This window comes from Thermochromatium tepidum ATCC 43061 (genome assembly GCF_009664085.1).
GTDB lineage: Bacteria > Pseudomonadota > Gammaproteobacteria > Chromatiales > Chromatiaceae > Thermochromatium > Thermochromatium tepidum.
Map to the genome: position 1 here is coordinate 2384810 of NZ_CP039268.1, position 20149 is coordinate 2404958.

The following is a 20149-nucleotide window of genomic DNA, read 5'->3' on the forward strand; positions in this document are numbered from 1 at the left end:
GGTTCAGAACTCTTTGTGTTGGTGGCGATAGAAGGCCGCGGCGATGCGGCGATGCAAGGCCTCGCGCTTGGCGGGGTCGGTGATGAGCAAAAACTGCGCTGCCTCGCGCCAATCGAAGGATTCGCCTTTGGCGGCCAGAAAACGCACCGCATCCATGAAAAGCTTGAGGCGCACCTCTTCTGGCGCGGAGAGGAGCCGCTCCAGCCGCCCTTCGGCAAATTTGGTTTCCGCGAGCGCCTGGCCAAGGGGGCGGCGCGGGTCATGCGCGCCTTCTCCCAGCATTGCCAGTCCCCAGGCGAGCGTCATCCACGCCGGGGTTTGCCCTTCTGGCGGTAGATCAGCAGCGAGGTAATGCAGCCAGAGGCGGTAAAACGCCAGTGGCACGGCTTGATCGGGCGCCCAGCGGCGCAGCGCGGCGTGATCCCCTTTGGGGTAGTGGCTGGCGGCGATCGCATTGGCCATCTGGGCGACCAGGGATCCGAGTGAAGATTCGGCTGTAGTCTGTGCGGTATCAGCGAGTGTCATGACGTGGCTTCCTCCGGGGTGAGCGATTCAATGCGGTTTCGTTGCGGCCTGAGCAGTTCCTTTTTGTGCAACATCGCCCTAAAAACACCTTGCGCCTGGGTAATCGCCCGCCAGGTGCGGTTGGCGGGCAGCGGCAGCCGTTCGATGGCTTGATCGAGCAGCGCCTGGGCGCCATCGATGAGGTATTGCTGCCAGCCCTGGCGCACCGCCTCTGGGGCCTCTTCTGCCCCACGCCACAAGGCGGGGAAAAACTGCGCCTCCCAATGGCGGCTGAAGTCCTTGCGGCTATTGGCAAGCCAGGCCTTGACCCGTTCGAAATCGGGTTTCTCCGGTTCGCAATCGGGTTTCTCCGGCCCGCACCCGCCTTCGGAAAGCAGCACAAGCGCAGTGTCCAGGATTTGCTGCACCGTCTTGGCGTCGGCCAATAACTGCTGGGCTAGATGCCCCAGCGTTTCGCGCGATTGTTTGTTGATGATGGCCAGGCGGGCTTTGGGGGGGACAGGGAGCTCAATGTGATAAAACCCATCTGTTTTACAATTTCCATCACTAGCTAATACGCTCCCTATTAGAAATCCGTAGTCATCTAGTTGCTCTGCTAAAAGAAAACCATGTTTCTCAATCCTATTGAAAAAAACAAGATCTGTAATAATCTGTGGAGAAAAGCCGGGCGCTTTTATGTTTAGCGCAGCCTGAGTTTTTGAAACAATTGGAAGCCAAGGATCTCCTACATTTCCATTTCTAAAGCTATCCGGGCCAACTTGGGGGCGGGTAGGTGCTCTCCGCACACTGATTTCCCCATTTGTACTCACTAGTCTTATAAAACGGCACGATTCAATAAAAAAAGGTTCCAAATCTTCAATCGTGAACTGATTCTCTTTTCTATTCCATGGCTTTATCCATGTAAGGCAAACCCCTTGTTGGCGAAACTTAAAGCCTTGCTCCAAAATTTTCGAGCGTTCTCTAATTGAGCGCTGGGTTTCTCTGATGAACCGTTTTGATGGATGAGGGTCTGCAACCCAAGCCACAATGCACCGACTTCCTATGCCTGAATTCATCCGCACGACGCCATGGATCGTTCCTTTCCCGCCGCCGTAAGGACTTATGGTCTGCGAGGTCACGATTGCAAAGAGCCATGCTTCAATATCACTGTTATGTGTTCTTGCACTTTTGATGTCATGCCCCCTTGCTGTCATTACCACATCTAATTCATCCGGAGAGGTTGCAGTCACCTTGAAAGTTGAAGATTCATCTTTGTCCGTATCCGTCCACGGATGCTGCATGAACGCCGGCTGGGTGACCTCTTCCCAAACCAGATGCCAGGCGCTTGGTTTGCCCTCGGCCAGATCGAGCAGCCCATCGCGCCAATAGCCAGGGTCGGTGGGCAGGGCAGCGGTGGGATGGCGCGCCTGGATGCTGGCGGCCAGTTGCACGAGGAAGACATGCCAGGGGTCGGCTTGGTGGGCTCTTAAGCCCGTGTAGCCATTGATCTTGCCAGCGCTTAATCCTGCTAGGAGTTCGGGCAGGGTGACGCGCTGCACGCCTTCGGGGGTGTGCACGCCGATGAGCGGGTCGGTCAGCAGGTCATACATCGTCTTGCTCCAGTCCAAAGCGGGTGTAACGGAATTTTCTGTCCGCCACGGCAAAGCGGAAGCCCTCAGGGGTCTTTTCTGCGGCGACAGTACCGGGCAGCTCGCTGCCTTCCAGCCAGCGCGCCGGGATCGTGACGCGGTGAATGGTCGCCCCAAAGGGAGAGGGCATGGGCTGGGCAAGCGGCAGATCGAAGGTCGGGTCGCCCAGGCGGGTGAGTACGCGTTCGCCCTTATCGGGATAGTGGAGTTCGCCAAAAGGTTGTTCGTCGAGCAGCGAGCGCATCGCCTGGATGATTTCGGCCTGTATCCGCCCTTCCAGCAACTGCCGGTGTTTCCGCCAGAGGTCAGGTAGGGCATCGAGCGCTTCCGGGTGGGTGGTGCGCTCGATCAGTTCGCGCGCCTCACCGGGCAGAGCAATTTCCTGCCGTGCTGCGAGTAACTCCCAGGTGGCCGCCAACACCCGCCCGTCGGCATAGACGGGACCTAAGCCCGCAGGGGCGCGCAGCTCCCCCTTGTCGTTGAGGTAGGCGCTGAGCTCCTTGCTTGGGACGCGCACCAGCGCTTGCGGGGTTGCGAACCCAGCGGGACGTTCAGGCCGCGCATGCCGGTGCAGCCGCCCAAAGCGCTGGATGAGCACATCCATCGGCGCAAGATCGGTGACGAGCCAGTCGGCATCGATGTCCAGGCTCTGTTCCAACGTCTGGGTGCCGATAAGGAGCTTGGCGCCAGAACGCGAGTCTTTGCCCAGTTGCGCGGTCACCGCGGCATCCAACAATTCGCGGTCTTCCCGCGCAAAGCGGCCGTGGTGCGGGCAGCGCACGCCGTCCAGGCCAAAGAGTGCAGGGAGCAGATGCGGATGTGTCGCGGCAAGCGCCGCCTCGAGCTTGCGAAAGAGGGCGTTGGCCCGGCTTACGGTGTTGCACACCACCAGAACACGGGCACCGGCTTCGAGCGCTGCGATCAGCCTGGGGATCAGGGCTTCGTCATCGTCCAGCAGGGGTGCGCATTCGACCTGGACTGTCCGCTCGCGCGCCGCGGGCATGGGCCAACGCCCGTTGCGTCCGGAAATGAGCGGATAAGGGCGCGCGCTGGCTTCGGCGAGGGAAAGCGGCGCCCGCGCAAAGAACTCGGCGGCAGCGGTTTCGCCCAGCGTCGCCGAGAGGAGCAGCGCCCAGCCACCCCGCTGCAGATGTCCTTGCAGGAGACCTTTGAGCACCTCGCGCATGTAGGGGTCGGAGGCATGCACCTCATCGACGACCAACAGGTGCCGGTCGAGACAGACCGAACGCAGCAGGCTGTGCTTGACCTGCAGTGCGGACAAAAGCGCCTGGTCGATCGTGCCCACGGCAACCGGCGCCGCCAGGAATCGCTTGGGCCGTTCCGCCGACCACAAACGCTCGCGCCGTCGGTCTTGTGCGTTGTCGTCCCAGAGTGCGCCTTGCGGATCGGTGAGGATGTCGTGCACCGGGCGACCATCGATCTGCACGTAGCCCGGGGCGGCGAGCAGCACCGGGCCGGGGCGCTGATGCGGCTCGAAGGCCGCGTCCACCGCCCGACGCACCCGCTCGTAGAGTTCGCGCGCTGCCACCCGTGTCGGCAGCGCGAAGTAGAGCCCGTCGACTTGGCCTTCGGCATAAAGGCGCAGAAACCAGGCCAGCGCCGCTTCGGTCTTGCCGGAGCCGGTGTCCGATTCGACGAGAAGCAGCCGGTTTTCGTCGTCCGTCGCCAGCGCTCCGGCCAGTGCGCCCTGAAGCGCAGTGGGTTTGAAGCGGAAGGTCTCGGCAAAGGATCTGGGCTGTCTTGGTTCCGGGGGGATGAGACCGATGGCATGCAAGGCACGGTCAGCAGCCTGTCTGGCAAACGCCAGGCGGTCTTCGCTGGCGCTTTGGCGATAAGGGAAAAACTGCGTGTCCGAGCCGATCCAGTCGGCGAGCATCACAAGGCCGGCAAAACGGTGCTGGAGTTCGGGAGTGGCGTCGATGGCAGGAGTATTTGCGCAGAAGGCGTTTGGGAACGTTTTACGGGCGGCGGCAGCCAATTCTTCAAGGGCGGCCTTGGGGTCGTAGTGGTCCGCAGGTTGCCAAAGCGCTTTGTGATGGGCGTTGGCAGGGTCACACAACCAGGCATTAAGGTCGTTCTCAGAGATCGGCCGGCCGTGATGCGAGAGGCTGGCGATGAGCATCTGCACCACTTGTTCTTCGTCGGCAAACCAGCCCTGGATGTTTTCCAGCACTTCTCGCCACTGTGGCAGTCGATCGTTCGGGTCGCCATCGAACAGAAAGGCCAAGGCTTCCATGACATGGCCTGCCGTTCGTTTAGCATCCGGGTCGGCCTTCGCCTGAAAGCCCGAATTGCATTTGCCGAAATCGTGCAAAAAGGCGATCACCGCCAGGCGGTCCTTGACGACCCCCGGCAAGGGAATGAATGACCGCGCAAGCACGCCTTGCTCTAGCAGCTGTCGCAAGACAATGGCCACATCGAGGCAATGATCGACGAGCGGATGAACGTGTCCATCTCGATGATATTTTCCCCAAACAGTCGCGGGCATCTTTGTATCTCCAGGTTGTTGATGCAGTTACACTGAGCAACACCAGTTTATAAGGTGGACCTGGGACAGAGCCGGTGGGACAAACTTAAGGAAACGCTGAATAACACCCTCTGGGAGAGGGTTGGGGTGAGGGAAATTAAGCCCATGATTTCATGACCCCCTCACCCTGCCCTCTCCCCCGCCCGCGGGGGCATGGGTATCTACACAAACCCGGCTCTATTCGGGGGATTTCTCGCGGGGAAGATGAGGTACAAATAAGCGGTATGCGACGAATTTTGGTGACAAGCGTCTTGACGAACGCTACGGGAAGCTGTTGAAGGGGCATATGAACTGTACTGGCCCCTTGGCAGCGGGAGTCAAAGCCGTGCCGGACGGGAAGAAAGCCGCGTCGCACGCCCAGGCGATGTGGCGATTTCTGGCGAATCCACGGGTGACGCCTGAGGGGCTGTCGGTTCCGCTGTTGGCGGCGACACGGGAGGCCGTGACGGCGGATGGCGGTGAGTATGTGTTGGCGGTGGCGGACTGGTCGAGAGTGAACGATGGAGGGCACGCCTCGAAACGGGATCGCCTGCAAATGACCCATGCCACGGATGTGGGCGACGAACTGCAAAGCAGCCTCCTGGTCAGTGCCGAGGATGGCGCGCCCTTGGGGGTGCCGGTGCAGGATCTGGTGACGGCCCAAGGCGTCTGGAGCTCGTGTGCCGACACGATCAGCCCCAAGGTGTCTTCGCCTCTGGACGAATTGAGCGAGCGGATGAGTTGGCTGGAGCAGCAGAAATTCGGCCCCCGGTTGGTACATGTGATTGATCGCGAAGCGGATTCGGTCGGCCATCTGCGCCGCTGGACGCGCGACGGCCAGTTGTGGCTGGTGCGCGCCAAAGGGAACTCGACGGTACGTTACGGCAACGGCTCGATGCGCATCGACGCGGTGGCCAAGCAACTTGGCTATACCCGAGAACGCCAGGTTCTCTGCCAAGGCCGACCGATCCAGCACTGGATTGCCAGTGCGCCGGTAGTTCTGACCCGGCCAGCGAAACCGAAGAAAATCGGCGCTGACGGGCGGCGGCAGCGACCGGTTCCGGGCGAACCGCTGAAGGCCCGGCTGGTGGTCAGTCGCCTGTACGACGAAGCCGGACATCTGGTGGCCGAATGGTTCTTGCTCACGTCGGTGCCTGAAACCGTCAGTGCCGCGCGTGTAGCACTGTGGTACGACTTCCGCTGGCAGATCGAATCGTTCTTCAAACTGCTCAAACAGGCAGGCCATCAACTGGAGCAGTGGGAACAGGAGAGCGGGGGAGCCCTATTCAAGCGTCTGCTGATCGCCACCCAGGCCTGTATCCTGGTGTGGCGCCTGGCTGCGCAGCAGACCGAGGAGGCACAAGCCGCCCGGCAGTTTCTCGTGCGCTTGTCCGGCAGGCAGATGAAGGCATCTCGCCTTGTTACCCCCTCCGCCTTGTTGGCTGGCGCTTTCATACTGTTCGCCATCCTCGATTCGCTTGATCACTCTTCCATCCCGGAACTCCGGGCCTTCGCCAACTCGATTCTTCTTGCTAACGGAGGGGATGGATGAAATTGTGTAGATACCTATGCCGCGGGGGAGAGGGGATTTATTCAGCGTTTCCTGAAATCACTTGCACCCAAGTGCAACGGCGTCCCCGTGCAGGGAGAAGGGAAAGCAGAAGAGGACCGGGGTTAAGGGGAAGGGGTGACTGAACCAGCACCACCAGTTCTGAAGGTGATCGCGCCAAGCCCTCCGGCTGGACTTGAGGCCTAGGCGATCAGCCTAGGCGCGCGCCAAAGATCGCTGACCCGATGCGCACCAGGGTCGCGCCCTCCAGGATGGCGGCCTCGAGATCGTCGGACATCCCCATCGAGAGCACCTCGAGCGGACAGTCGGGGGTCGCGAATCGATCGCGCAGTTCGCGGAGTTGACGAAACGGACGGCGCTGGGTGGCCTCGTCCTCAGACGGCGCCGGCAGGGTCATCAGGCCGCGCACGCAGAGCCCTGGGAGCGCGCGACAGTGTTCTAGGAGCGGACCCAGCGCCTCGGGGGCGACGCCGCCCTTGGTGGTCTCGCCGCTCAGATTGACCTGGAGACAGACATTGAGGGGCGAACGGCCCACCGGACGCTGTTCGCTCAGACGGCGTGCGTGCCCAGGATCGGCCAGGCCGTGCACCCAATCGAAATGGGCGGCGATCTGGCGGGTCTTGTTGGACTGGATGCGCCCGATGAAATGCCACTCGATGTCGGTGAGGTCGGTCAGCTGAGCCTGCTTGGTGAGCGCCTCCTGGAGATAGCTCTCGCCAAAGGCACGCTGGCCGGCTCGATAGGCGGCGCGGATCGCTGCGACCGGCTGTTGTTTGCTCACCGCGATCAGGCCCACCGCATCGACTGGCCGACCCGCACGCTTCGCTGCCGCCTGGATGCGCGCCAGGACCTGGTTGTGATGCTGGGCGATGATGTCGTCGAGCGTCATACCACAAGCTGCTCCTGCAACCGGCACAAGGCCTGACCACGATGACTGAGCCGGTTTTTGGTGTCGGGATCGAGTTCGGCGGCACTACAGCCCTGGGTCGGGACCAGAAAGATCGGGTCATAGCCGAAGCCGTTGGTTCCGCGCGGCTCAAACAGGATGCGCCCCTCCCAGGTGCCCTGACAGATCAGGGGCGTCGGGTCTTCGGCATGCCGCAGATAGACCAGGACACACTGGAAGCGTGCCGTGCGTTCGGCCTCGGGCACCTCTGCAAGCTCGGCAAGGAGCTGGCGCAGATTGGCCTCGTCCGTCGCGCCTGGGCCGGCATAGCGGGCCGAGTAGACGCCAGGGGCGCCGCCCAATGCATCGACCTCCAGTCCAGAGTCATCGGCGAGGGCCGGAAGCCCGGTGTGGCGCGCCGCGTGGCGCGCCTTGAGGATGGCGTTCTCGACGAAGGTCAGACCGGTCTCCTCAACCTCCGGGACGCCATATTCTCCTTGCGGGCAGATCTGGATCCGGGACCCGGCGAGCAGGTATTCGAGCTCGCGGACCTTGCCGGCATTGTTGCTGGCCAGGACGATGGTGGTGCTGAGCGGCGCTCGGGTCATACGGCCTAATCCTCCAGCGCGGCCCGTTGTGCGGCCTGGATGGTGCGGATCCCGGCGGCACCCAGCTCCAGGAGGCTATCGAGCTCAGCGCGGGTGAAGGGATGGCCCTCGGCGGTGCCCTGGATCTCGATGAGGCGCCCCTCGCCATCCATGACCAGATTCATGTCGGTCTCGGCAGACGAGTCTTCGGCATAGTTGAGATCGAGGATGGGAACCCCTCGATAAAGACCGACCGAGACAGCAGCCACCTGGCTCTGAATCGGATCGGTGTCAAGTTCGCCGTTGGCCAGCAGGCGGTCGATGGCCTCGCGCAACGCGACCCAGGCACCGGTGATGGCGGCCGTGCGGGTTCCGCCGTCGGCCTGGAGCACGTCACAATCCAGTGTCAGGGTCCGCTCGCCGAGGGCGCTGAGATCCACGGCGGCCCGCAAGGCGCGTCCGATCAGGCGCTGGATCTCCAGGGTACGCCCGCCCTGTTTGCCGCGTGCGGCCTCGCGCGGCGTGCGCTCATGGGTCGCGCGCGGCAGCATGCCGTATTCGGCGGTGATCCAGCCCTGCCCCTTACCCTTTAGAAAAGGCGGTACGCACGGTTCGAGGCTGGCGGTGCAGAGGACGCGGGTATCGCCGAACTCGACGAGCACCGAGCCCTCGGCATGGCGGGTGAAGCCGCGCGTGAAGCGGATCGGACGGAGTTCGTCGGGGCGGCGTTGGGAGGGTCTCATGTTGCTTAGCGGCTCCGGCATTGAGTACAGATCGGTACAGTGTACTGCGACCGTGGCGCGCGTGGCCAATGTCGCTAACCCAAACGTATGAAATGCACCGACCTGGGGCAATCCATGTGGCATCCGGAGTGACTTGCAGCTAAGATGCGCATGATTCATCTTGGATCCTGCGACAGGGTTTTGAGTCGAGGGTGTCCGCGACTCCACTGAAACCAGGAATGCTGCAAAAAAGACACACCTATTACTGGTGTGTCTTTTTTCGCCCAATCTGTTGCAAAACACCATTTCGTACTCTATAGTTCACAGCGCAAAGCATGATTGCGCTCGGTTTCTGCAGTCAAATTGACAAATTCACAACAGCGGAGAACAGCATGAACAAGAAACTTCTAAGCCTAGCGGTTGCCGCCGCGATGGTTGCCCCGACCGCCGCGATGGCCGATGCCATTCTGTACGGCAAGCTACACATGTCGATCGACTGGGCCGATGTCGAGGATACCGGCAATAAGGGTGAGCCCGGCTACAAGAAAGGCTTTGAGGGCTGGGGTCTGAACGGCCGCGCTGGGATTCCAGGTGAGAGTCGCGCTAACCGCATCGGCGTCAAGGGGTCCGAGGATCTTGGCAATGGCATGAAGGCCATCTATCAGGTCGAATTCGGTATCAAGATGACCGAAGAGAGCACCACTGGCAATGCCGCCTCCGGCTCCAACGACAGCATCACCATGCGTAACAGCTTCGCCGGGCTGACCGGCGATTGGGGTACCTTTGTCGTCGGTCGTAATGACACCCCGTACAAGACCTCGACTGGTAAGCTCGACCTCTTCTCCGACACCATGGCCGACTATAACGGCACCGTCCGCTTCGACGACGTCCGCGCCGATAACGCCATCGCCTATGTCAGCCCGAGTCTGAGTGGCTTCCAGCTGTCCGCTGCTGTTCATGCGGGTGGTGCCTCCACCGCCGGCTATGGTGAAAACATCAATTCCGACAGCCTGGCCGAGGCCTACTCCATCGCCGGTATCTACAGCAACGGCCCGTTCTACGCCTCGCTGGCCTATGAGTCACTCGGCAGCGAGCTGTTCATGAACACGGCCACCAGCGACAACAATCTCTCGCAGGGCTATGTCGACGACGATTACACCAAGTGGCGTGTCGGTCTGGGCCTGATGGACTGGAATGGCTTCACCCTGACCGGTATCTACGAAGAGCAGTCCAACCTGCCCGCGGGCCAAATCAACCCTGCTGCCAACAACGAGAAGCTGAAGGCCTGGCAGCTTCAAGCGGGTTACTCCTTCGGCAACAACATGGTCAAGGCCATGTACGGCAGCGGCAATCGTGACGGTCGCATCAATATCGGCGCCCCCAAAGATCTCAGGGACACCATCGAGGGTGATTACTACACCTGGGCTATCGCCTTCGATCACAACCTGAGCAAGCGCACCAAGGCCTATGTGCTCTACACCCAGGTCGACGACGATCGTCCCTCCGCGGATTGGGACGGCTTCTCGGTCGGTATGATCCACAACTTCTAAGCCTCAGGCTCAAAGTCATGTGAACTGAGAACGGGATCCTTAAGGATCCCGTTCTCATTTGGTTTAACTAGACTCAAGACCGGATGATCGTCCGTGGTCCCTGCGCCGAACCCAGGATCAGCACGTCTGCCGGACGCAGCGCAAAGATCCCAACCGTAACCACCCCGGCGATGTTGTTGATCCGCTGCTCCAAGCCCTTGGGATCCGTGATCTCCAGATTCTGAACGTCCAGAATCAAATTGCCGTTGTCGGTCACAAACCCCTCGCGCCACACCGGCGTACCGCCGAGTTGAACCAGCTCGCGCGCCACATAGCCACGCGCCATTGGAATCACCTCGACTGGCAGCGGAAAGCGCCCGAGCACCTCTACCAGCTTGCTCTCGTCGGCGATGCAGACGAAGGTGCGGCTGGCCGCCGCGACGATCTTCTCGCGCGTCAGCGCCCCGCCGCCACCCTTGATGAGCTCGAGTCGATGGTTGGACTCGTCGGCACCATCGACATAGAGGTCGAGCTCGCCCACCGCATTGAGATCGAACACCGGGATACCATGACGCCTCAGCCGCTCGGTCGAAGACTCCGAGCTGGAGACCGCACCCTCGATGCACCCCTTGATGCCGGCCAGGGCATCGATGAAGTGATTCACGGTCGAGCCGGTGCCGATCCCGATGATCCCACCCTTGACATACGCGAGCGCGGCCTCGGCGGCCTGTTTCTTTAGATCGTCTTGCTTCACGGATTGTCCTCCGATTTTTCGTTAGTAGAGACGGGATTCAGTGACAACCGCATCGAGCCGGATGTCCCAGGGACGCGGCTCGATCCGGTCGAGACGCTGACATTCGTGCGCCACACCAATCAGCCAAGGCCGGCGCCAACTCGGGTGACGCCGCCGCAAGGCCAGGGTGCGATCATAGAAACCGCCGCCCATGCCGAGTCGGTACCTCTGGGCGTCGAACCCGACCAGCGGCAAGATGATCAAATCGAGACATCGCACCCGGATCAGATGCCGGCCCCGCCCAGTTGGTTCGGGAATACCGAAGCGATTGGGTCGCAACCGCTCGCCTGCACGATAACGTGCAAACCAGAGTGCGCCCTGGCGCGGACGGCGTTTGAGCGGATGCAGAACCGGAAGATAGAAACGCGCACCCCGGGCCGCGAGGGGCGTCATCAGCCCGCGCGGGTCGATCTCGCCATCGGCGGGCCAGTAGAGCGCGATCTGCCGCGCACGCTTCACACGCAGAAGCCGAACCAGTCGACGCACCAACGCCTTGGACTGTTGGCGTTTCGCACGCTCACCCAGTGCACGGCGTGCCGCTCGCAGCTGCTGTCGGATTCGATTGAGGGGAGGTCTTCGGGGAGGTAAAGGAGAGACACCCCCCATCTGTGCCGTTGCCGACCCTCGTTCTTGAACCATAGGGTTCAAGTGGGGACGACGGGCGATGCTTCAGGCTTTCCGCTCGGAGGCGGACATGCACAACTGCCTTGCCGCGTTATCCCCGGGGTAGTGATTAGGCTCAAGAAAATACCCAGGCCGCTCTCGAACACTACAGGGGGTGTCTTGAATACAGGCTATACCCTTTCGCGCGGGGCGTCTAGGCCTGATTGCCCCAGATTCTCCGATTTGCCCTGGACGGACGTCTCCTCGTTCGCACCTCCGGCCAAAGCATGGTTGATACGATCCTGCAATTGTTGCAAACGCCTGGTCAGATCACCTTCGGAACTGGAACGGGCACGCTGGAGCTGGATGAGGTCATACGCGATGTTGAGCGCCGCCATGATCGCGATCCGGTCGGTGCCGACCACGCGCCCGGACTGGCGGATCTCGCGCATACGTCCATCAAGCAGCCGCGCCGATGCCTTCAGGTCGTCCTGCTCATGAAACTCGCAGGCGATCCGGTATTCCTTGTCAAGGATCTTGATAGTCAGTTGCAACGGCTCTTCGATCACAGATTCTCCTCCATCGCGCGCAATCGGGATAGCATGGATTCGACACGGCTCCTGGCTTGTTCGGTCTTTTCAATCAACTCGCTCCGCTCGGCAACAAGCAGCTCCTGACGCGCACGCAGCGAGGCATTTTCCTCCTTGAGCCTCTCGTTCAAGCGAATCAGGGCCATTACCTGAAGCTCAAATTGATCGAGGTCAAATTTGGACAAAGTCCGCGACTCCATTGGAATTCTGCGCACTATAGAAGGGGCTTGGCGGACGGTCAATCGGGCAGGTGTGCGTGCTATGATGGGGAGCCTTGTATCTAAAAGCCCAAGCATGCCTTCAATGACGGGAGGTCGCCACGGACATCCTCAACCCTGATATCGGGCGCTATCTCGACGCCGGACCGCTGACTCCCTCGCCCAGTGAGGCACACGGCCTGCTCTGTGGTCTGATCTGCGGGGGGGATCCGCACGCCCTGGAATCCTGGCTCGGCCAGGTCGCGCCCAGGCCCGAGGCGGGTGCGACCCTGGCCGCCGAGGGGCGAGCGGCCCTGCGTCAATGCGGTCTGGCCATCGAGCGCGAGTTCCAGGGGCCTGAATCCCTGATTCGGCTCCCCTCCCCCGCCGAGGATGCCGCCCCGCTTGGCGAACGCGCGCTCCGACTCTACGACTGGATCCGCGGGTTTCTCTATGCGTTTGGCCTGGTCGGGCGATCCGAAGCCGATCTTTCCGAACAGGTCCGCGAAATCCTGCGCGACCTGACCACCCTCACCCGGATGGATCTCGATACCCTGGAAGAGACCGAGGACAACGAGCAGGCGCTCGCCGAGCTGATCGAGTTCGTGCGGGTGGCGGCCATGCTGATTCATCACGAGTGCGCCGTTGTGCGCTTGCCGACCCGCGGCGGTCCAGCGCCCTCCACCGATCAGGAGACGGACCCCGGATGACAGGTGCCGAATATAGACGTCGCCGCCGCATCCTGGCCAAGGCCATCGGCCCGGAGGCGCTCGCCATCCTGCCGGCGGCGCGCGAGGTGACGCGCAATCGCGACGTCCACTACCCCTTCCGCCAGGGCAGCGACTTCAGCTATCTGACCGGCTTCCCCGAACCAGATGCCTGGCTGGTGATCGCGCCCAGGCGCAAGGAAGGCGAATTCGTTCTCTTCTGCCGCCCACGCGATCCGGAGCGCGAGCAGTGGGACGGGGCGCGTCTCGGGGTCGAGGGCGCGGTCGAGCGGTTCGGAGCCGACCAGGCCTATCCGCTGACCGAGCTGGATACGTTGATGCCGACGCTCATCGACGGACGCCAACGGCTCTACTATCCGATCGGCACGGAGGCGGCGCTGGATGCCCAGGTCATGGGCTGGGTCAGACAGGTGCGGGCCAAGGCGCGGACCGGTGCCGTCGCCCCCGAGACCTTCGTTACCCTCGAATCCGTGCTCCACGAGCAGCGTCTCATCAAGAGTCCGTCCGAGATCGCCGTCATGCGTCGTGCGGCCCGGATCTCGGCGTGCGCGCACAGCGATCTGATGCGTCTGTGTCGCCCTGGTCTGAACGAAGCCCGGCTGGAGGCCGAGTTCCAACACAGGTGCGCGCTGGCCGGCGCACGTCATCTGGCCTATCCGAGCATCGTCGCCGGCGGTGAACACGCCTGTGTGCTGCACTATGTCGAGAACAACGCCCCGCTGCGCGATGGCGATCTGGTGTTGATCGATGCCGGCTGTGAGCTGGATGGCTATGCCTCGGATATCACCCGCACCTTTCCGGTCAATGGTCGGTTCACCCCGGTCCAGCGGACGATCTACGAGCTGGTACTGAGGGCGCAACGGGCCGCCATCGAACGCGCGCGTCCGGGACGCCGTTGGAACGAACCGCACGAAGCGGCGGTCAAGGTCTTGACCAGGGGGCTGGTCGAACTGGGCATCCTCAACGGCAAGACCAAGGATCTGATCAAGGACGAGGCCTACAAGCCCTACTATATGCACCGCACCGGCCATTGGCTGGGGATGGATGTGCACGACGTCGGCGCCTACAAACGCGACGGCGATTGGCGTGAGCTACAACCCGGTATGGTACTGACCATAGAGCCTGGGCTCTATCTGGGCCAGGATGAGACCATCCCTGAACCCTATCGGGGGATCGGCGTGCGGATCGAGGACGATGTGCTCATTACCGAGCAGGGCCACGAGATCCTCTCCGAGGCAGCGCCCAAGGAGCCCGATGCAATCGAGACACTGATGCGACACAGGGGGTGACGATGGCAGAGTTCGATGTGGTGATCGTGGGTGGCGGTCTGGTCGGCGGCAGTCTGGCCGCTGCCCTGCGTGCGCTGCCGCTGCGGGTGGCGCTGATCGAATCCGCCCCAGTGCGCACTCCGAACCAACCGAGTCCGGACGAGCGCGTGATTGCGCTCTCGCTCGGCAGTCGGCGTATCTTCGGTGGGCTCGGTGTCTGGCCAGCCATCGCACCCGTGGCCGAACCCATCCTGAGCGTGCATATCTCGGACCGGGGGTATTGCGGTTTCACCCGACTCGAATGCCATGAGGTCGGCGTCGAGGCGTTCGGTTATGTGACGCCGGCGCGCGCCCTGGATCAGGTGCTCCAGGAGGTGCTCGAACCTGCCACCAATATCCACATCCTGCGTCCGGCCCGGTTGCTCGATCATCAGGCGGGACCCATAGGGGTCGCGCTGGACATCCAGGTCGGGGACGAACGCCGGGGCATCACGACCCGGTTGCTGGTGGCCGCCGACGGCGGCGACTCCAGTGTGCGCGACCGGCTCGGGATCCGGGTCGAGGGACACGACTATGGACAGGACGCGGTCGTCACCACCGTGCTGGCGGATCGACCCTGCCCCGGCCAGGCCTTCGAGCGCTTCACCGACACGGGCCCCTTGGCCATGCTGCCGATGCCAGGCGGACGCTACTCGGTGGTCTGGACCTGCCGCCCGACCGAGACTGCCGAGTTGCTCGCGCTCACAGAGAGCGATTTCAGCGCCCGTTTGCAGGCGCGTTTCGGTTGGCGTCTCGGACGACTGAGCGCGCCCTCGCCGCGTCAGGCCTATCCGCTCAGGCTCAGGCTGGTGCGCGAGACCATCCACGAGCGTCTGGTGCTGATCGGCAATGCCGCCCACACCCTGCATCCGGTCGCGGGTCAGGGCTTCAATCTGGGTCTGCGCGATGTCGCCGCACTCGCCGAGGTCTTGGGTGAGGCGGCTCGATGCGGTCAGGATCCAGGCTCAGCCGACACGCTCGCTGACTACAAACGCTGGCGCGGACGCGATCAGGTCGCGACCGCCTGGCTGACCGATACCCTGGCACGGCTGTTCGTGGTGCCCTGGCGTCCAGTGCGCCTTGCACGCAATCTCGGTCTGCTGGGGCTGGATCTGGTGCCCGCCGCGCGCCGGCGACTGGCGCGACGCCTCATGGGGCTCGCGGGGGCGCTGCCGCGTCTGGCCCGTGGTCTACCCTTGGAGGCACATCATGTCTGACACCCACACCGACTTCACTGTGGTCGTGGTCGGCGGCGGCATGGTCGGTGCCGCCTTTGCCGCCGCCTGCTCGGGGCATGGGTGCTCGATCGCTGTGGTCGAATCCCAAGAGCCCGTCCGCCGTTGGCCTCACGGCGAGATCGATCTGCGGGTCTCGGCCCTGAATCGGGCCAGTCAGTCCTTTCTAGAGCGGCTCGAGGTCTGGGATGACATCCGGGGGCTCGGGGTGAGCCCCTATCGCGAGATGCATGTCTGGGACGCCCTCAGCGGCGCCCAGATCCATTTCGATAGTCAGGCGCTCGGCGAGCCGGATCTGGGGCACATCGTCGAAAATCGCGTCATCCAGCGCGTGCTCTGGGAGCAGCTCGAAAACGCCGATGACGTCCAGCTCTTCTGCCCCATAGGCATCGTCGACCTGGAGCTTAACCCCGAGTGTTCGCGCCTGATCCTCAGCGATGGTCGCGCGATCACGACCCGGCTGCTGGTCGGCGCCGATGGTCGCGATTCGCTGGTGCGCGCCCTGGCCGGCATCGAGACTGAGGGCTGGGACTATGGTCAGCGTGCCATCGTCGCCCATGTCCGGCCGGACGAATGGCATCGCGAGACGGCCTGGCAGCGTTTCCTGCCGACCGGTCCGCTGGCACTCTTGCCGCTGGCCGATGGGCGCTGCTCGATCGTATGGTCGGCCGACGAGGCGCGCGCAGACGAGCTCATGGCGCTCGACGATGCCGCCTTCTCGACAGCGCTGAGCGAGGCCTCCGAATTCAAGCTCGGCACCCTGAGGCTCGACAGTCGGCGTGTCGCCATCCCGCTGCGCCTACAACACGCCAAGACCTATGTGCGTCCGGGGGTCGCGCTCATCGGCGACGCGGCCCATGCCATCCATCCGCTCTCCGGTCAGGGCGTCAATCTCGGCTTTATGGACGCCATCGCCCTGATCTCAGCCCTGGAGACCGGGCTGGCGCACGGGCGCGACCTCGCTGGGCTTTGGACCCTGCGCCGCTACGAGCGCGCGCGACGCGGTGAGAACCAGCTCATGCTCCAGGCGATGGACCTCTTCAAGCGCATCTTCGGCTGGGAGGGGCCGGCCCTGGTGCGCCTACGTGGGCTTGGGCTGAATGCAACCGATCGCCTGGAGCCGCTCAAGCGGCTGATCATGCGGCAGGCGCTTGGACTCGGATACGAGCCCGGTACCGGAGACAGGGAGGCCCCCTGTAGGCGGTGACCTGAGGCGCCCTGCGCCGTGCAACCATAGCGTCATGTACGATCGGTATAAGACCCGCCTCCAGTGTCCAGCCGCTCCAGGGGCCACCGGGCGGATCACTTCCAAGCGACCGGAAATCGCCTTGAGAAGCGCTGAAGCCCAGTCTCCCTGTGGCTGTGTGCCTCAAGGAGAGGCTGAAAAATCCATGGATGGATTGTTTCAGTGCCCCCTAGGGAGGCGCTAGATTGAGATTCGCGGCTAAAGTCGCTCCTACAACCCATTGATTTTGTAGGAGCGGCTTGAGACGCGATTCAGGGAGACATTGATTGTGTAGAGTGGCTTTAGCCGCGATTCAGGGAGACGTGATTTATTCGGCGTTTCCCTAGGATTCGGCCTGAGTCGCTCAGGATCCACTGCAACGAACCGAGGAGAGTCAATCGTGTCAGCCAAGAATGCCTTCTATGCCCAATCCGGTGGGGTGACCGCCGTCATCAATGCCTCTGCCTGTGGTGTGATCGAGACCGCGCGCCGTCACCCGGACCGGATCGCCAAGGTCTATGCCGGACGCAACGGCATCATCGGCGCGCTCACCGAGGATCTGATCGACACCAGCCTGGAGTCTGACGAGGCCATCGCGGCGCTGCGCTACACCCCCGCCGGCGCCTTTGGTTCCTGTCGCTACAAATTGAAGAGCCTGGAGGCCAATCGGCGCGAGTACGAACGTCTGATCGAGGTCTTCAAGGCCCACGACATCGGCTATTTCTTCTACAACGGCGGCGGCGACTCGGCCGACACCTGTTACAAGGTCTCCCAGCTCTCCGCGGGCCTGGGCTATCCGGTCCAGGCCATCCATGTGCCCAAGACGGTCGATAACGACCTGCCGATCACCGACAACTGCCCGGGGTTCGGCTCGGTGGCCAAGTACATCGCGACCTCGGCACTGGAGGCGTCCTATGACGTGCGCTCCATGGCCAAGACCTCGACCAAGGTCTTTATTCTGGAGGTCATGGGGCGACATGCCGGTTGGATCGCGGCTGCCGGCGGTCTGATCGAGGATCAGGGTATCCCGGTCGTGATCCTCTTCCCCGAGATCGAGTTCGATCAGGAGCGCTTCCTCGCCGCCGTCAAGTCCAGGGTCGAGCAGTATGGCTATTGCACCGTGGTGGTCTCGGAGGGCGCCAAGTATGCGGACGGACGCTTCCTCGCTGAACAGGGCACGCGCGATGCCTTCGGTCACGCCCAGCTCGGCGGTGCCGCCCCGGTGGTGGCCAATATGATCAAGGAAGGACTCGGCTACAAGTTCCACTGGGCGGTGGCCGACTATCTCCAGCGCGCGGCGCGCCATCTGGCCTCCAAGACCGACGTCGAGCAGGCCTATGCCATGGGTCGGGCGGCGGTCGAACTCGCGCTCGCGGGTCACAATGCCGTGATGCCCACCGTCAAGCGCATCAGCCATGATCCCTATGCCTGGGAGGTCGGCGAGGCGCCGCTGTCGGAGGTGGCCAACGTCGAGAAGTTCATGCCGCGGGAGTTCATCTCCGAGGACGGCTTTGGCATCACCCCGGCCTGCAAGCAGTATCTGATCCCCCTCATCCAGGGTGAGGACTATCCGCCTTTCGAACGCGGTCTGCCCAAATACGTCACCCTCAAGAACACCCCGGTCGAGCGCAAGCTCGGGGCGTTCGAGCTATAAGAATTGAAATCATCAAAGCTTATTTGAGCTACAATTGACGCCTTGTCGCGGGGGCGACAAGGCGTCAAGCTTATTCATTCATAAGGCCTGTTCATGGATCTGTCCAAGGTTTCGCGCGGGGACAATGTCCCCTATGCCATCAACGTCATCATCGAGATCCCGGCGCACTCCGAACCGGTGAAATACGAGATGGACAAAAAGACCGGCGCCATGTTCGTCGATCGCTTCATGTCCACCGCCATGCACTACCCCTGTAACTACGGCTATGTCCCGCATACCCTGTCTTCGGACGGCGATCCGGTCGATGTCATGGTGGTCACCCCCTATCCACTGATCCCGGGCTCGGTCATCAAGTGCCGCCCAATCGGTCTACTCAAGATGACCGATGAATCGGGCGACGACGCCAAGGTGCTGGCGCTGCCGATCGACAAGCTCTACAAGGGCTATCGTCAGGTCGAGAGTTTCCGCGACATGCCGCAACACCTCCTCGACCAGATCGCCCATTTCTTCGAGCACTATAAAGACCTCGACGAGGGCAAGTGGGTGCGGATCGCCGGTTGGGGCGACCGCGAGGAGGCTTGTCAGGAGATCCTGGCGAGCGTCAAGATGTTTGATGACGCCCCCGAGAAACCGGCCTTCTGATCGATGCTCACACACTTTACCCCAAGCGGCGAGGCCCGGATGGTCGATGTCGGCGCCAAACCCGAGACGGTACGGCGCGCGCTGGCCGAGGGCTGGATCCGGATGCAGCCTGAAACCCTGGACCTGATTGAACGAGGGGGCCATGCCAAGGGCGATGTGCTCGGGGTCGCGCGGCTGGCGGGTATCATGGGCGCCAAGCGCACGTCCGATCTGATCCCGCTCTGCCATCCGCTGAGCCTCACCCGCGTCGAGATCGAACTGACACCTGTTGCGGAGGCATCCGCCGTTCGGTGTCGCGCGAGGGTCGAGACCCTTGGCCGGACTGGGGTCGAGATGGAGGCGCTGTGCGCGGTGCAGATCAGTTTGTTGACGATCTATGATATGTGCAAGGCCGTCGATCGCGGTATGCGGATCACCGACGTCCAGCTGGTCGAGAAGTCCGGCGGACGCTCCGGGCACTGGAGGCGCGACGACCAAGACCCGACTCGCTGATCTGGGATCCGGGGTCGCTGCCAGAGATGCGTGATTCTCAGCCGACAGGGTTCAATGCCTTCTACCAGGGGGCGCGCTTTCTCACCGCCGCCGCCCGGCTCGACCAGGCGCCGGACGACCGGGGGCGCGAGGTCGCCTTCGCCGGGCGCTCCAATGCCGGCAAGTCGAGCGCCATCAACGCGATCTGCCACCAGAACGCGCTCGCCCGGACCAGTAAGACCCCAGGTCGCACCCAGCAGTTGATCTTCTTCAAGCTCGACGACGAGCGCCGCCTGGTCGACCTGCCCGGCTATGGCTATGCCAGGGTGCCCGAACGCGTCAAACTCGAGTGGCAGCGCCATCTTTCGCACTATCTGGAGCACCGCCGGTCGCTGGTCGGGCTGGTGATCGTCATGGATATCCGCCATCCCCTGACCGATTACGATCGTCAGATGTTGGACTGGGGGCAGCGTGCAGGGCTTTCGATCCTGCTGCTGCTCACCAAGGCCGACAAGCTCAAGCGCGGCGCGGCCAAGGCGGCGCGTCTGGCCGTCGAGCGTGCCCTGGCCGAGGCAGGGTCTGGTCAGGTCGAGGTTCAGGTGTTTTCGGCCCACGAGCGCCTGGGTATCGGGTGCGTCCAGGCCGTCCTGGATCGCTGGCTCGCGGTCGACACCTCAGTTCCAGACACCCCTAACCGGCTGGCCGCACCGCAGTGACCACGAGCGCGACC

General features: G+C 62.7%; 20 protein-coding genes and 1 other RNA gene. 10 read left to right on the plus strand and 11 right to left on the minus strand.

Features of this window, described 5'->3' with window-relative positions; all coding sequences use genetic code 11:
- Positions 1-3: 3 nt before the first annotated feature.
- The 3 genes from casB to cas3 are packed head-to-tail and all read right to left on the minus strand — an operon-like array spanning position 4 to position 4662.
- Positions 4-525 carry a type I-E CRISPR-associated protein Cse2/CasB gene (gene casB / locus E6P07_RS10985; RefSeq protein ID WP_153975646.1) on the minus strand — a complete coding sequence of 174 codons (522 nt, stop codon included), beginning with the start codon at positions 523-525 and terminating at the stop codon, positions 4-6.
- On the minus strand, positions 522-2114 hold the full coding sequence (locus E6P07_RS10990) for a type I-E CRISPR-associated protein Cse1/CasA (RefSeq protein WP_153975647.1): 1593 nt from the start codon (positions 2112-2114) through the stop codon (positions 522-524). Before E6P07_RS10990 ends, casB begins: the two co-directional genes overlap by 4 nt.
- Positions 2107-4662 (minus strand): CRISPR-associated helicase Cas3', encoded by a 2556-nt coding sequence (cas3, locus tag E6P07_RS10995; protein ID WP_153975648.1) that lies wholly within the window; start codon positions 4660-4662, stop codon positions 2107-2109. The genes E6P07_RS10990 and cas3 overlap by 8 nt, the downstream gene beginning before the upstream one ends.
- A gap of 325 nt (positions 4663-4987) precedes the next feature.
- On the opposite strand from cas3, the gene E6P07_RS11000 reads away from it, so the two are divergent.
- Complete coding sequence (locus E6P07_RS11000) at positions 4988-6232, plus strand: transposase (protein ID WP_153975649.1); 1245 nt, start codon at positions 4988-4990, stop codon at positions 6230-6232.
- A gap of 208 nt (positions 6233-6440) precedes the next feature.
- Here the strand turns inward: E6P07_RS11000 and E6P07_RS11005 are convergent, their stop codons facing one another.
- The 3 genes from E6P07_RS11005 to rph are packed head-to-tail and all read right to left on the minus strand — an operon-like array spanning position 6441 to position 8466.
- The gene (locus tag E6P07_RS11005; RefSeq protein WP_153975650.1) at positions 6441-7139 is read right to left on the minus strand and encodes a YggS family pyridoxal phosphate-dependent enzyme; all 699 of its coding nucleotides are present in this window, start codon (positions 7137-7139) and stop codon (positions 6441-6443) included.
- Entirely contained in the window at positions 7136-7744 is a 609-nt protein-coding gene (rdgB, locus tag E6P07_RS11010; protein WP_153975651.1) for an RdgB/HAM1 family non-canonical purine NTP pyrophosphatase, read from the minus strand. Before rdgB ends, E6P07_RS11005 begins: the two co-directional genes overlap by 4 nt.
- A 5-nt stretch (positions 7745-7749) precedes the next feature.
- Entirely contained in the window at positions 7750-8466 is a 717-nt protein-coding gene (gene rph, locus E6P07_RS11015) for a ribonuclease PH (RefSeq protein ID WP_153975652.1), read from the minus strand.
- Between the two features lie 371 nt (positions 8467-8837).
- Between rph and E6P07_RS11020 the strand changes: the two genes are divergently transcribed.
- Positions 8838-9995: a porin gene (locus E6P07_RS11020; RefSeq protein ID WP_153975653.1), complete on the plus strand. Its 1158-nt coding sequence runs from the start codon at positions 8838-8840 to the stop codon at positions 9993-9995.
- 73 nt (positions 9996-10068) lie between these two features.
- Here the strand turns inward: E6P07_RS11020 and rpiA are convergent, their stop codons facing one another.
- The 5 genes from rpiA to E6P07_RS11045 all read right to left on the minus strand — a co-directional run bounded on the left by rpiA (position 10069) and on the right by E6P07_RS11045 (position 12160).
- The gene (gene rpiA, locus E6P07_RS11025) at positions 10069-10728 is read right to left on the minus strand and encodes a ribose-5-phosphate isomerase RpiA (RefSeq protein WP_153975654.1); all 660 of its coding nucleotides are present in this window, start codon (positions 10726-10728) and stop codon (positions 10069-10071) included.
- A gap of 21 nt (positions 10729-10749) precedes the next feature.
- Positions 10750-11373 carry a 5-formyltetrahydrofolate cyclo-ligase gene (locus E6P07_RS11030; protein WP_153975655.1) on the minus strand — a complete coding sequence of 208 codons (624 nt, stop codon included), beginning with the start codon at positions 11371-11373 and terminating at the stop codon, positions 10750-10752.
- Positions 11363-11548: non-coding RNA, 6S RNA (gene ssrS, locus E6P07_RS11035), on the minus strand. Before ssrS ends, E6P07_RS11030 begins: the two co-directional genes overlap by 11 nt.
- 13 nt (positions 11549-11561) lie before the next feature.
- Positions 11562-11939: a cell division protein ZapA gene (locus E6P07_RS11040; protein ID WP_153975656.1), complete on the minus strand. Its 378-nt coding sequence runs from the start codon at positions 11937-11939 to the stop codon at positions 11562-11564.
- A complete protein-coding gene (locus E6P07_RS11045) occupies positions 11936-12160 on the minus strand; it encodes a TIGR02449 family protein (protein ID WP_153975657.1) in 225 nt (74 codons plus the stop codon). The genes E6P07_RS11040 and E6P07_RS11045 overlap by 4 nt, the downstream gene beginning before the upstream one ends.
- 140 nt (positions 12161-12300) lie before the next feature.
- Here E6P07_RS11045 and E6P07_RS11050 point away from each other — a divergent pair, with 140 nt between their 5' ends.
- The 8 genes from E6P07_RS11050 to yihA all read left to right on the plus strand — a co-directional run bounded on the left by E6P07_RS11050 (position 12301) and on the right by yihA (position 20135).
- Positions 12301-12867 (plus strand): UPF0149 family protein, encoded by a 567-nt coding sequence (locus E6P07_RS11050; protein WP_281346830.1) that lies wholly within the window; start codon positions 12301-12303, stop codon positions 12865-12867.
- Positions 12864-14174 carry a Xaa-Pro aminopeptidase gene (gene pepP, locus E6P07_RS11055; protein WP_153975659.1) on the plus strand — a complete coding sequence of 437 codons (1311 nt, stop codon included), beginning with the start codon at positions 12864-12866 and terminating at the stop codon, positions 14172-14174. Before E6P07_RS11050 ends, pepP begins: the two co-directional genes overlap by 4 nt.
- A 2-nt stretch (positions 14175-14176) precedes the next feature.
- Positions 14177-15409 carry a 2-octaprenyl-6-methoxyphenyl hydroxylase gene (gene ubiH / locus E6P07_RS11060; RefSeq protein ID WP_153975660.1) on the plus strand — a complete coding sequence of 411 codons (1233 nt, stop codon included), beginning with the start codon at positions 14177-14179 and terminating at the stop codon, positions 15407-15409.
- The gene (locus E6P07_RS11065; RefSeq protein WP_153975661.1) at positions 15402-16634 is read left to right on the plus strand and encodes a UbiH/UbiF/VisC/COQ6 family ubiquinone biosynthesis hydroxylase; all 1233 of its coding nucleotides are present in this window, start codon (positions 15402-15404) and stop codon (positions 16632-16634) included. The genes ubiH and E6P07_RS11065 overlap by 8 nt, the downstream gene beginning before the upstream one ends.
- A 418-nt stretch (positions 16635-17052) precedes the next feature.
- Positions 17053-18306 carry a 6-phosphofructokinase gene (locus E6P07_RS11070; RefSeq protein ID WP_153975662.1) on the plus strand — a complete coding sequence of 418 codons (1254 nt, stop codon included), beginning with the start codon at positions 17053-17055 and terminating at the stop codon, positions 18304-18306.
- Positions 18307-18399: 93 nt separating this feature from the next.
- Positions 18400-18948: an inorganic diphosphatase gene (gene ppa, locus E6P07_RS11075; RefSeq protein ID WP_153975663.1), complete on the plus strand. Its 549-nt coding sequence runs from the start codon at positions 18400-18402 to the stop codon at positions 18946-18948.
- A 3-nt stretch (positions 18949-18951) separates the two neighbouring features.
- Positions 18952-19440: a cyclic pyranopterin monophosphate synthase MoaC gene (gene moaC / locus E6P07_RS11080; protein WP_153975664.1), complete on the plus strand. Its 489-nt coding sequence runs from the start codon at positions 18952-18954 to the stop codon at positions 19438-19440.
- 26 nt (positions 19441-19466) lie between these two features.
- The gene (gene yihA, locus E6P07_RS11085; RefSeq protein WP_153975665.1) at positions 19467-20135 is read left to right on the plus strand and encodes a ribosome biogenesis GTP-binding protein YihA/YsxC; all 669 of its coding nucleotides are present in this window, start codon (positions 19467-19469) and stop codon (positions 20133-20135) included.
- The last annotated feature ends 14 nt before the right edge of the window (positions 20136-20149 follow it).